The organism is Candidatus Salinivivens marinus (genome assembly GCF_965655845.1).
Classification (GTDB): Bacteria; Pseudomonadota; Alphaproteobacteria; order Rhodobacterales; family Rhodobacteraceae; genus Salinivivens; species Salinivivens marinus.
This window is the reverse complement of sequence record NZ_CBFHHX010000001.1, coordinates 172,842-185,474: the sequence shown is the minus strand read 5'-3', so window position 1 is coordinate 185,474 and position 12,633 is coordinate 172,842. Positions and strand designations below refer to the sequence as shown.

Here is a 12,633-nt window from a genome sequence, read left to right as displayed (position 1 = left end):
GGTTAGAAATATGGAATTAGGATTTACTACCGCCGCATATGTCGTAGCTGCTGTATTGTTTATACTGTCCCTAGGTGGATTATCTGGACAAGAGAGTGCCAAGCGAGCCGTATGGTATGGCATTTTTGGGATGGCTCTTGCTGTATTTGCAACCTTGATAGGTCCCGGTTCTGGCTTATGGGCCCTGTCTGTTCTCCTTATCGCAGCTGGTGGTGTTATTGGGTATTTTCTAGCGGCCAGGGTTGAAATGACACAGATGCCTGAACTTGTTGCAGGTATGCACGCGTTGGTTGGTTTGGCAGCCGTTTTCGTCGGATTTAATGCAGATTTGGAAATAAAAAATGTAGCGTCAGCGGTGAACTCTGAGGCGGTGAAAGAGCTAACGGGATTTGCAGCCTTGGTGGCTAAAAAATCAGTTGTAGAAATTAATATATTGAGAGTAGAGCTGTTTTTAGGTGTATTTATTGGTGCTATAACATTTACAGGATCTATAATCGCCTACGGTAAACTATCAGGCCGTGTTACTTCTGCGGCGGTAAAACTTCCTGGCGGACATTTTTTAAACGCATCAGCGGCGATCATTTCTGTTCTATGCTTGATCTGGTATCTTCAAACAGGTGGTATTTTACCACTACTACTAATGACTATTTTAGCTTTTTTTATAGGTTTTCATTTGATCATGGGGATTGGTGGAGCAGACATGCCAGTGGTTGTGTCTATGTTGAACAGCTATTCTGGTTGGGCTGCAGCCGCCATTGGTTTCAGTCTTGGCAACGACCTGTTAATCGTTGTTGGAGCCCTTGTCGGATCCTCTGGTGCTATCCTCAGTTACATAATGTGTAAGGCAATGAATAGGTCGTTTATTTCGGTGATACTCGGTGGTTTTGGTGGTGCATCAGGACCTGCAATGGAGGTGGAAGGCGAACAAATTGCGATAGATGCAGACGGGGTCGCATCTGCATTAGCCGATGCCGATAGCGTTATAATAATACCAGGTTATGGACTTGCTGTTGCCCAAGCCCAACAAGCTGTATCCGAGCTTACTAAACGTCTTCGGGACAAAGGGAAGAATGTAAGGTTCGCTATTCATCCGGTTGCGGGACGGCTTCCCGGGCATATGAATGTTCTACTTGCTGAAGCTAAAGTTCCATACGATATAGTGCTCGAAATGGATGAAATAAATGAAGATTTTCCAGATACCGATGTAGCAATTGTTATTGGTTCCAATGATATCGTAAATCCTGCAGCACAAGAAGATCCAAATAGTCCAATAGCTGGTATGCCTGTTTTAGAATGTTGGAAATCGAAACAGGTCTTTGTATCTAAACGAGGACAAGGAACTGGGTACTCTGGCATCGAAAACCCACTTTTCTTTAAAGAAAATACACGCATGTTCTATGGAGATGCAAAAGATAGTTTGAACAAGCTTTTGTCAATGATAGACTAATGTAATTTCAACGCACCCTTAAATTGATGTAGATAAATTTGGGTTGTTTTACGTCTTTTATTTGGGTTTTATTAGCGTTATTCAATAAGTAGTGTGTTTAGATTAGGATAACATTTTGACACTTATCGCAGATCATGCGCAAAGGTATCAATTAGCTAATGAGCTTCACGCCCGCCCGTTTCCGTTTCACTCGGCACCTGGGATGGTTGCGTTTTTGGCATTGAAAGAGCCTGAAAATGCTGCCCAGAGAGATAGAAGTGGAGATAGAAAAAATTTAATCGAGCTGCTTGATAGGTTTGGTGCTCCACATCCAAAGGAAGATGCTACTCATTATTTTGGTGATTTAGGTCGTTTTAAACTTAAATGGGAAGCTCACACAGAATTTGTTACCTATACGATATTTTTAAACAATTTATCTGAAAAGCCTTTTGATGGTATTTGTTTCGATGCTTTTCCAAAAGATTGGTTAGAGTCCCTGTCATCGCTTCGGATAACATCGGTGAATTTGCGTCTTGAAACTATGAGTGATCAGGAAAACAGTAGCGAGATTATCTCAAAAAAATTAGCTAATTGGTTCGTACCGGAGAGTCTTGCAGTAAGTAAAGTTTTAGATGGGTCAGCGGTTGTGGCTTCAGACTTCAGAATAGATGAAGTAGGTCATCAACGATTCGTCCTTTTTGTTGATCCACTAACTGATGAACGACGGGTTGGTAGGATTATTCAGCGTCTATGTGAAATTGAAATGTATAAATCCATGTCAATGCTGGGCTTTTCGAGAGTGCGTAGTATGGCAAGGCAAATGGGTAATATTGATACAGAATTATCTCATATAATGAACGATATGAACGACGGTAAAGTGGCTGCGGAAGTTACTTTAGATAATTTGTTGAAAGTTTCCACTGAACTGGAAACTTTATCAGCAGCAGCATCTTTTCGTTTAGGTGCAACTGAGGCATATGAGGCGATTGTTCATCAGAGGATTAGGGTTTTAAGAGAGGAAAGGTTTAAGGGACGTCAGACGTTTTCGGAATTTATGATGAGACGTTATGATCCCGCGATGAGGACAGTTAAATCTAGTCGTGTTAGATTGGGAAATTTGGCTGACAGAGCCATTCGAGCGGGTGATTTGCTGCGAACCAGAGTGGATGTCGAAAGGTCTGCTCAAAATCAAGCTTTGCTTACTAGTATGGATAGGAGAGCAGATTTACAGCTGCGGTTACAAAAGACAGTAGAAGGTCTGTCGGTGGTCGCTATAAGTTATTATGCGGTGTCTTTGGTGTCGTACTTGCTGTATCCTCTCGCAGAGAACTATTCAGTAACAGAGGGGTTTTTAACCTCGATTATCACTTTGCCTGTGGTTGGGCTTGTCTATCTAATGATCCGGCGTGTACGTTCAAAAATGCTGTAGATGCTAATGCATACTTACATGCTAAACCTCCTAATATAATTGAAACTGTAACCAAAATTGTAGCTAGTGCTAATGACGGCAATCCGGCCAGACCTGCTCCAATTGTGCAACCCCCTGCCAAAACACCACCAACGCCCATCATTGTGGCACCAATGAAGTATCGTGTTGTTTGAGCAGTAGAGTCGAAAGTCTCAATTTTGAATTCTCTTGTAACTAGTGATGTTACAATGGAGCCACAGACTGTGCCGCCAACTAGGCCGACCCCAAAATTTGGTGATATCGCGCTGGAAGCTACGATCCAGAACAGAGTATCTGCATATGGTTTTGTGTATGAAAGGCTTTCAAACGCAATTGGGTCAAATTCATCGTATAAAATAAAGCCAGTTCCGGCCCATGATAATGGTATAAGCAAACCGATAATAGACGCTAACAGAAGTTTAATTAATTTTGGTTTAGTTAGTATAATCAGCAAAGCCCAAAACAAAGTTAGTGTCAGAGATAAAGCGACTTTAATTATTAAAATAGATATGGAGTTTGTGAACTTCTCAGTATTTAACGTTATTGTTTTTATGAAAATAATTGGCTCAGAGATGACACCTTTCAAGCTTGCGTGAGCTACTATACCAAAAATTAAGAGTACCATTGCCGCTCTTAAATTACCGGTACCAGCTAATACTGTCAGCCGTGATACACAGCCCTGTGTTAAAACCATCCCTGAACCAAAAAGAAATCCGCCCAAAATTAGTGCAACCCATGGCAACTCATTTTGGAAAAAACGGTGCTCATTAAAACTTATAAACCCCAGAAAAATAATAAGTTGTGTGCCTGCTAATGCCGTGATCAATGCAGACATCCAAATTGCAGTTTCCTGAGTAGGTCTTTCAACAATAAATGCACTTCTAAAACAAAATTTCGTTCTATGTGCTAAAATGCCAAAGCACGCGCCGATAAATATTCCAAAGTAAATGGACATCTGTCGTGAATCGACAATGTCTAAATTTATCAAATCGCTCAAAATTTTCTCCTATCAGAATAATTTTCTAATAAGGGTCAAAAAAAGTGATTTCAATTCATTAATTATTTGAAGTTTAGTGCTTTAGAGGAATAATATTCTAAATAATTTATTTTACTTTAAAATTTTTTCTAACTTTTTTTTGAACCCAAAAAAATATTGGGCCTTGTGTAATAATTTCAAAACGTAGGTCTTTTCTAGCCTTATCTTCCTCTAATTCTTGGGTCTAATGCATCTCTTAAGCCATCACCTAAGTAATTAATACTTAAAACGGTAAGAGATATGGCAAGTCCAGGCCAAAACACACGCTCAGGAAATTGCTGAAGATAATCAACGGCGTCATTAAGAAGCCTACCCCAAGTAGGAAAATCAGGAGGAAAACCGAGTCCAAGGAACGAAAGTGCACTTTCTGTTATTATTGCATTCGCGATTCCCAGTGTCGCTGATACCATTATCGGAGACAGCACATTCGGCAGGATATGGCGGAAAATGATTTTTGTATCGGTGCCACCGATTGAGCGGGCTGCGAGAATAAACTCTCGTTCTTTGATCGCCAATACATCACCTCTTACGATCCTAGCTGTAGGCATCCAGCTAGTTATACCGATTGATACAACTATTAGAATGAACATTCCTTTTTCTGGACCAAAAGAAGTGCTTAAAGGCTCTCTAAACAAGAGCATCATTACCAAAAGTAATGGTAGAAGTGGTAGCGATAAAAATAGGTCTGTGAACCGCATCAATGCACTATCAAGTTTTTTAAAATAGCCTGCAACCACACCAATTAGAGTACCTAAGAATAACGAAAGCAGCATTGCCGTTAGGCCTACAGTAATCGACGTTCGTCCCCCAGCCATTATCCTCGCTAAGGTATCTCTACCTAATTGATCGGTTCCTAATGGATGAGCTAGGCTCGGGCCTTGGTTTCTTATTCGAATATTAATTCCATTCGCTTCGTATGGCCAAACAAAAGGGCCAATTAGTACGAGAATTACAATCAGCGCGAAGATAATAGCCCCTGCTAATGCACCTTTGTGATTTTTGAACTCATTCCAGACATCTAACCATTTATTATTTGTCGTCTCGAATGTACTGTTTTGGACATTTTCAGTCATATCGGATCCTTGGATCTAAAATTCCGTAAAGAATGTCAGCTATCAAATTAAATACTACAATCAGAACAGCAAACATGAAGGTGATGGTCTGTACAGTGGGCAAGTCATTGGCGTATATCGCGTTGATTAACTGCTGACCAATTCCGTTTACTTTAAATACCTGCTCTGTAATAATTGCACCACCAAAAATACTTGGAATACCGAGAGCAATCACTGTTACCACTGGTATCATAGAGTTCCTTAACACATGTATTGCGACTACCGTCCACTCACTTAATCCTTTTGCTCTCGCCGTCCTGACATAGTCTTGGTTTAAATTGTCTAGCATCGACGAGCGCATAAACCGACTTATTTGAGCTGTTGTTTGAAGTGCTAGCACCATTACTGGCATTATCATTTGCCGAAATTGAAACTTGAATGTTTCCCAATCGACCACCTCATGCAATGTGTCATAAACAGAAGGAAGCCATCCAAGTTGCACAGAAAAAAGAACAATAACAAATACGCCGCTAAAAAAAGGCGGTACAGAATAGCCTACCATTGTAACAAAAGTTCCGACTTGGTCAAAGACTGAATACTGCCGATATGCAGAGTAGATCCCAATTGGTAGGGCGATTAAAATACCTACTATATAAGACATACCAACGACCCATAGAGTTTGTGGTAATCGTTGGACCACAATATCCATTACTGGACTTCTAGTTTGCCAACTGAATATCCGCTGTTTACCTTCAGAAAATGATGTGTTGAAAAGGTAATCAACAAAAACTTGAGGTTCGACCCAAAAAAATTGGATAACCCATTTCAAAAACTGAACGTGTAAAGGTTGTCCTAGTCCTAAGGCCTCTCTCATTTTTTCTTTGACGTCAGGAGGTATTGTCATTGGCACTTGTGCCATTGGATCATTCGGTGCCAAATTTAATAACAAAAAAATACACGCAGCTATAAACAGCAACGTGGGTATCGCCAGAAGCAAACGCCGAACAATATAGGTTAACATTTATGGGGTCTTTCTAAAAGCACGCCGGCGCTTTCGCGCCGGCGCCATTTTCAATTAGTCAATTCGATACCAGTCTTCTACATTCCATAACTCTGTATCCCATGTATTGAGAACAACTCCACCAAGTGAATTGGAACGTGCAGAAACTCTACCGCGCCATGTTAATGGAACGATTGTATAGCTATCTTTAGTAAGCATATCATTGAGTTTCCTACCAATTTCACCTCTTTTTTCGAGATCAGCAGTCATTTTCAACTCGTCCAATAACTTGTCATACGCTGGGTCACAATATCTATTGATATTTTCTCCAGCCCATCCATTTTCAGGGCTTGGTTCATTTCCACATCTGTATGCCGAAAGATAAGCTTGAGGATCTGTACCATCAAAAATGTTTGTATACATTTCAATGTCTGCATAGAATTTTTGATAAGTGTCAGGTGAAGCAGGATCACCTCCAAAGAACACAGATGCATTGAGGTTTCTCAGCTCAGTTTCAACTCCAATCTGTCCCCACCACTCTTTAATCAGAGCCTGATAATCCTGGCGAACAGCGTTAGTCGAAGTTTGATAAAGTACAGAAAGTTTCATTCCATCTTTCGTTCTCACACCATCTGCTCCTGCCTTCCAGCCTGCACCTTCTAGCAATGCTTTTGCACCTTCGATATCCTGCGTTAGACAGTCAGTATTATCTGAAGCATATAGTTCAGGACCAGGTACAAGGTTACAAGTTGGTTTACCTGCAACTCCATAACCGATCTCGGTGAGTAGGGTCCGATCTATAGCCATTGATAGGGCTTTTCTTACATTAATATCACTAAGAAATGGGTGTAGAGCTTTTCTAGTTGATCTAGTATCAGCGTCCAAGTTTGATGATGGATCAGTCATGTTCATTTCTAATCGCTCAACTGCAGTACCGAAAGCAGCAAGCGGTTGACCTTTTCCTGCAGAAGCCATCTGGTTAATAACTTCCGGAGCTAGCTGTAAGTTCCAGCCGTAATCGTACTCTCCGGTTTCCATAACCGCTCTACCAGCTGCAGCAGCGTCGCCACCACCTTTGAAAACCATAGTTGCGAAAGCTGGTTTGCTTGGATCTCTGTAATTGTCATTTGCTTTAAGCTGTATAACATCATTTGGTTTGAATTCTGTTACAACAAATGGTCCAGTACCTATGGGACCAAAATTTTCTTCCGTACATTCCTGACGCCGTGTACCGGTGCAGTTTTCAAATTGTGCTTGCTGTAAAATTGGCGTTTGTGATCCAACGAACGGTCCATATGGATTAGGCATTGGGTCTGCAAAAGAAATTTTTACGGTAAGGTCGTCTAGCGCTTCTACGTTAGTGACGCCCTCAAATTTTGCTTCTTGGTAGCATCCAGCTTCTCCCATACAATAATCATATGTAAAAAGAACGTCAGCAGACGTAAATGGAGTGCCATCTGACCAAAGTATGCCGGGTTTTAGGTTCCAGGTAATTGATTTCAGATCTGAACTTATGCCACCATTGCCGACAGTAGGAACTTCCGTCGCTAGTCGAGGAAACATTGCTCCGTTATTGTCGTAACCTGCAAGTGCTTCAATAACCATACTTGAAGACTCAATATCTTTTGTTCCACCTGATAGGTATGGATTCAGGATTGAGGGAGCTTGCCAGTATATTATACCGACATTGCCATCGGAACCACGATCAGCAAAGGCTGACGACCCAATGGCAATAGCTCCAGCGACACCCAGTGCTAAAGACTTAATTTTCATTTTATTCTCCTTATTTTTTAACTGTAATTAGAAATACGACCTTTGTTAATCCAAAATCATTTTCCCATACATATAGGGAGACCATATTTTTGTGTAAAACTCCCCCCGAAGTCGTAATGGAAGCAGAGTTTTCGAAAAATGCAAGAGAAAGCTGAAATTTTGTGCATTTTTTTTGAAACTTTTTAAAATTTTAAATTTAGAAACTGAACTGAACAGTTTTTTTAAAGTTAAGAACGAGCTAATAATTGGTTTTATTTTGAAATTATTGATGTTGACAAGAATAGCATCTTTAAGCAACGCTGCTTTGGTCTAGTTAGGAACAAAAATGTTAGATGATGACAAAGCACCAATTGCCGAATTTAAAAATCTTAAAGTAGTTTTTGAGACAAAAGATGGAACGGTTACAGGGGTAGAAGATGTTTCTTTTTCCATTTACCCGGGCGAGACAGTTTGTGTAGTTGGTGAGTCTGGCTCTGGAAAATCTGTGTCATCACTATCAATGATGCGTCTTGTGGAATTTGGTGGAGGGAAAATTCAGGGTGGTGAACTTAATTTTGAAAAGCAAGTCGGCGGTAAAATAGATTTAGCCAATGCTAGTCAAAAGTCCATGCGGCATACCAGAGGCAATGAAATTGGAATGATATTTCAGGAGCCAATGACAGCACTAAATCCTGTATTCACAATTGGCAGGCAGCTAACCGAAGGGCTACGTTTGCACAAAAATTTATCTAAACAGCAGGCAAGATCAAGAGCAATTGAACTATTAGATCAGGTAAGAATACCAGAGCCTGAAAAGAGATTAAAGCAGTATCCCCACGAGCTATCAGGTGGAATGCGGCAGCGGGTTGTGATTGCTATGGCTTTAGCATGTGAGCCAAGGTTACTGATTGCTGACGAGCCAACAACTGCTCTTGATGTAACTATTCAGGCGGAGATTTTAGCATTAATTGATCGTTTGAAAAGAGAAACGGGAACTGCGGTAATGTTCATTACTCACGATATGGCAGTTGTTGCACAAATGGCGGATCGAGTTGTCGTAATGTACCGTGGAAACAAAGTTGAGGAAGGTAATGTTATAGACGTCTTCGAGAATCCGCAGCATGATTACACCAAATCGTTGCTTTCAGCGGTGCCAAAGCTCGGGGAAATGTTGGGAAAAAAATATCCCGAACCCATGAAACTGCTAGGCGAAAGTAAGAAAAGCTCTAAGCCACTGATTGGCACTGATGAGGTTTTGCTGGAAGTAAAAAATTTAGTCACAAGGTTTCCAGTCGCCGGTGGTCTTCTTCGAAGGACAGTTGCGCAAGTTCATGCCGTCGAAGATGTTTCTTTTTCGATTAAACGTGGCTGTACTCTGGCTCTCGTCGGGGAATCAGGCTGTGGCAAATCAACTGTTGGCAGGTCGCTTTTACGACTTGTTGAGCCCTTGTCAGGTGAAGTGCGCATGGCAGGACAAGATGTGCTTAAACTTCCCAAAGACGAACTTCGTAATATCCGAAGTGATATGCAAATGGTTTTTCAGGATCCTTTTGCGTCACTCGATCCGCAAATGTTGCTTCTGGATCAAGTTGCGGAGCCAATGCGAAACTTTTCAACTATGGCTGAAAGGTCGATCGAGGCACGAGTTGAAGGCCTTTTCGAGCGTGTTGAACTACCAAAGAGTTTTTTACGCCGCTATCCGCACGAGCTATCGGGGGGGCAAAGACAGCGCGTTGCAATAGCTAGGGCTCTAGCTTTGAACCCAAAATTAATAATTGCTGACGAAGCAGTGAGCGCATTAGATGTATCAGTTCAAGCACAAGTTCTTAATCTAATGATGGAATTGCAATCGGAGTTAGAACTAAGTTTCTTATTCATAAGCCATGATATGGCCGTTGTAGAACGCGTTAGCCACGATGTTGGCGTGATGTATCTCGGTCGGTTGGTAGAAATTGGTTCTAGACAAGCAGTATTCAGTAACCCACAGCACGCTTACACAAAAGCACTCATGAGTGCTGTTCCTATAGTAGACCCGTCAAAAAAGGTTTTAGAGGGTGATTTGAAATTTAAGCAAATACCATCTCCAATCCATCCACTTGATCACGAAGCTGAAAAACCGAAATACAAAGAGGTAACTGAAGGGCATTTTGTTCTAACCTCTGATTGCGGGTATTGATCTATTTAAAAGGATTTTTTTATGCCAGTAAAGAACCGCTTTGCAGAGTTGCACGAGGAAATTACCGAATGGCGTCATGATTTACATGCTAATCCTGAAATATTATTTGAAACACATAGAACATCCCAAATTGTGGAGCAAAAACTGAAATCATTCGGCTGTGACGATGTAGTTTTTGGATTGGGAAGAACTGGTGTAGTTGGCGTTATTCATGGTAAAGTGAATACCAAAAATAGTGTAATTGGACTTCGCGCTGATATTGATGCTTTGCCAATTGATGAAGCGACTGGTTTATCTTATGCGTCAAAGGTTAATGGGGCGATGCACGCATGTGGTCACGACGGTCACACAGCAATGCTTCTCGGAGCAGCTAAATATCTAGCTGAAACACGGAATTTTGATGGTACGGCAGTGGTCATTTTCCAACCAGCCGAAGAAGGCGGTGGCGGCGGTCGGGAAATGTGTGAAGACGGATTAATGGAGCGTTTTGGTATACAAGAGGTTTATGGCATGCATAATTGGCCAGATCTAGAAATTGGTAAATTTGCAATAAGACCGGGACCTTTTTTTGCAGCCTCTGATTTTTTTGAAATTACAATAAATGGGCTTGGGGGACATGCCGCCAAACCGCAAATAGCCGTTGATCCAACAATTGTGGGATCTCACATAGTAATTGCATTACAATCTATTGTTAGTCGAAATGCCGACCCGACAGATCAAATTGTAGTTTCGGTCACTTCATTTGAGACATCCTCAACAGCTTTCAATGTTATCCCTCAAACCGTTGTACTAAAAGGAACTGTCCGAACGCTGTCCGATGAGACCAGAGATCTTGCTGAGAAGAGATTAGAAGAAATTGCACGAAAGACAGGTGATGTATTTGGAGCAAATGTAGATCCAGTCTATACCAGAGGTTACCCAGTAATGACAAATTCAGTTGATCAAACTGAGTTTGCCGCTTCTGTTGCAAAATCTGTTAGTGGCTATTGTGAAGAGGCGCCTCTAGTAATGGGCGGTGAAGACTTCTCATATATGGCCATTGAAAGGCCAGGTGCATATATTTTGATTGGTAACGGAGACAGTGCGCCTGTACACAATCCCAATTATAATTTTAATGATGAAGCAATATCGATTGGATGCAGTTGGTGGGCAGAGATAATTGAGAAAAGAATGCCTGTTAGCTAAAAATACATAATAGAATCTTTATAGATCAGCCGCCTGTGTGGCTCATATGACGCGTCATTTGCCCCTGAACTTCCTGCCGAGTATAATCAAAATCATGGCCCTTTGGTTTTTTAGCAATAGCAGCCTCAATTGCTTTTCTAAGATGACCCTCATCGGTTGGTTTCTCTCGAAGCGGACGCCGCAAATCTGCTTTATCCTCCTGTCCAAGGCACATGTAAAGCTCGCCAGTACAGGTCAATCTTACCCTGTTACAACTTTCGCAAAAATTATGTGATAACGGTGTAATGAACCCTATTTTTTGACCAGTTTCATTAACCTTTACATATCGAGCTGGCCCACCTGATCGTTCAGTCATGTCTGTGAGTGTATATTCTTGTTCTAATGTTTGGCGTAATTCATTTAATGACCAATATTGTCCTATCCGCTCTTCTGATTCCAGATCGCCCATTGGCATAACTTCTATCCAGGTTAAATCCATTCCTCGCTCATTACACCATGAGACAATTCTAAAAAGTTCATCCTCATTAAACCCCTTAAGAGCCACAACATTTATTTTTACCCTAAGACCTGCAGCCTGAGCAGCCTCTATTCCCTCTAGCACTTGTGATAAACGACCCCAACGTGTTACTTTGCCAAACTTGGCATCATCCAAAGTGTCGAGGGAAATATTTACCCTACGCACGCCTACTTCAAAGAGCTCTTTTGCAAATTTTTTCAACTGTGATCCATTTGTAGTTAGGGTGAGCTCCTTTAGTTTTTGATCATCTAAATGCCGAGATATTGACTGAAAAAAACTCATAATATTTCGTCTTACTAGCGGTTCTCCTCCAGTAATACGAAGTTTTTCAACACCCATATTGATAAATGAGGAGCATAGAAAATCTAATTCTTCTAAAGTAAGAAGCTCTTTTTTTGGCAGAAATTTCATGTTTTCTGTCATGCAATAAACACATCTGAAATCGCAGCGATCTGTTACCGAAACGCGCAAATAACTTATTGAACGGTTAAAGGGGTCTATTAACGTTTTCATCATCATAACAATGTATAATTAATAATTTTTATAGCAAGGCAAATATGATAGCGAAGCAAAATAAAAATGACAGACAATTGTTAATAATTTATTTTTCCTATTCTGGGTTTCCGAATTGATCTCACATTAATTTAAAAATTAAACTTGATTTCTATACTAAATCTGTCATTTGTGACATACTTTCTGTGAGAATAAAAAGGGTCTAACCGTGTCGAAAACATTTATAAGCTCGGATATGTCCGTTGAAGGCGATGTTTCAAGCCAAAGCGATATTGAAGTTGATGGCAAGGTAAAAGGAAACCTCTCTGGTGAGGCGATATCTATTCTATCATCTGGCTCGGTAGATGGTAGCATTTCTGGTACCTCAGTTAATGTTGATGGTAACGTATCTGGTAAAATTTCAGTGCAGGACTTGGCAGTAAACTCTACTGGAAAAGTGAGTGCTGACGTGACCTATCAATCTATTGCAACTCAAAAGGGCGCAAGGATTGATGGAAAGCTTAAATCCAAATAGCAGTGCGAATATCCA

General features: G+C 40.9%; 10 protein-coding genes. 5 read left to right on the top strand and 5 right to left on the bottom strand.

The window, feature by feature from the left end; genetic code table 11:
• Window positions 1–10: 10 nt before the first annotated feature.
• Both ACTF5Q_RS00900 and ACTF5Q_RS00895 read left to right on the top strand, forming a co-directional pair.
• Window positions 11–1,447, top strand: coding sequence for an NAD(P)(+) transhydrogenase (Re/Si-specific) subunit beta (locus ACTF5Q_RS00900; protein ID WP_153697011.1), 1,437 nt, complete (start codon window positions 11–13; stop codon window positions 1,445–1,447).
• A 115-nt stretch (window positions 1,448–1,562) separates the two neighbouring features.
• Window positions 1,563–2,855: a DUF3422 family protein gene (locus ACTF5Q_RS00895; RefSeq protein ID WP_438952847.1), complete on the top strand. Its 1,293-nt coding sequence runs from the start codon at window positions 1,563–1,565 to the stop codon at window positions 2,853–2,855.
• Here ACTF5Q_RS00895 and ACTF5Q_RS00890 read toward each other — a convergent pair.
• From ACTF5Q_RS00890 to ACTF5Q_RS00875, 4 genes are all read right to left on the bottom strand, one after another.
• Window positions 2,791–3,870, bottom strand: a complete 1,080-nt coding sequence (locus ACTF5Q_RS00890; protein ID WP_438952846.1) for a YeeE/YedE family protein — start codon at window positions 3,868–3,870, stop codon at window positions 2,791–2,793. The two genes, ACTF5Q_RS00895 and ACTF5Q_RS00890, sit on opposite strands and share 65 nt — an antisense overlap.
• Before the next feature lie 200 nt (window positions 3,871–4,070).
• Window positions 4,071–4,982, bottom strand: coding sequence for an ABC transporter permease (locus ACTF5Q_RS00885; RefSeq protein WP_438952845.1), 912 nt, complete (start codon window positions 4,980–4,982; stop codon window positions 4,071–4,073).
• The gene (locus ACTF5Q_RS00880) at window positions 4,975–5,982 is read right to left on the bottom strand and encodes an ABC transporter permease (RefSeq protein ID WP_020044174.1); all 1,008 of its coding nucleotides are present in this window, start codon (window positions 5,980–5,982) and stop codon (window positions 4,975–4,977) included. The genes ACTF5Q_RS00885 and ACTF5Q_RS00880 overlap by 8 nt, the downstream gene beginning before the upstream one ends.
• Before the next feature lie 54 nt (window positions 5,983–6,036).
• Entirely contained in the window at window positions 6,037–7,734 is a 1,698-nt protein-coding gene (locus ACTF5Q_RS00875; protein ID WP_438952844.1) for a peptide ABC transporter substrate-binding protein, read from the bottom strand.
• Window positions 7,735–8,059: 325 nt separating this feature from the next.
• Here ACTF5Q_RS00875 and ACTF5Q_RS00870 point away from each other — a divergent pair, with 325 nt between their 5' ends.
• Complete coding sequence (locus tag ACTF5Q_RS00870; protein ID WP_438952843.1) at window positions 8,060–9,889, top strand: ABC transporter ATP-binding protein; 1,830 nt, start codon at window positions 8,060–8,062, stop codon at window positions 9,887–9,889.
• Window positions 9,890–9,910: 21 nt separating this feature from the next.
• On the top strand, window positions 9,911–11,074 hold the full coding sequence (locus ACTF5Q_RS00865; RefSeq protein ID WP_438952842.1) for a M20 aminoacylase family protein: 1,164 nt from the start codon (window positions 9,911–9,913) through the stop codon (window positions 11,072–11,074).
• Between the two features lie 25 nt (window positions 11,075–11,099).
• Here ACTF5Q_RS00865 and moaA read toward each other — a convergent pair whose 3' ends face one another.
• Complete coding sequence (gene moaA / locus ACTF5Q_RS00860) at window positions 11,100–12,107, bottom strand: GTP 3',8-cyclase MoaA (protein ID WP_438952841.1); 1,008 nt, start codon at window positions 12,105–12,107, stop codon at window positions 11,100–11,102.
• Window positions 12,108–12,312: 205 nt separating this feature from the next.
• Between moaA and ACTF5Q_RS00855 the strand changes: the two genes are divergently transcribed.
• The gene (locus tag ACTF5Q_RS00855) at window positions 12,313–12,618 is read left to right on the top strand and encodes a bactofilin family protein (RefSeq protein ID WP_438952840.1); all 306 of its coding nucleotides are present in this window, start codon (window positions 12,313–12,315) and stop codon (window positions 12,616–12,618) included.
• The last annotated feature ends 15 nt before the right edge of the window (window positions 12,619–12,633 follow it).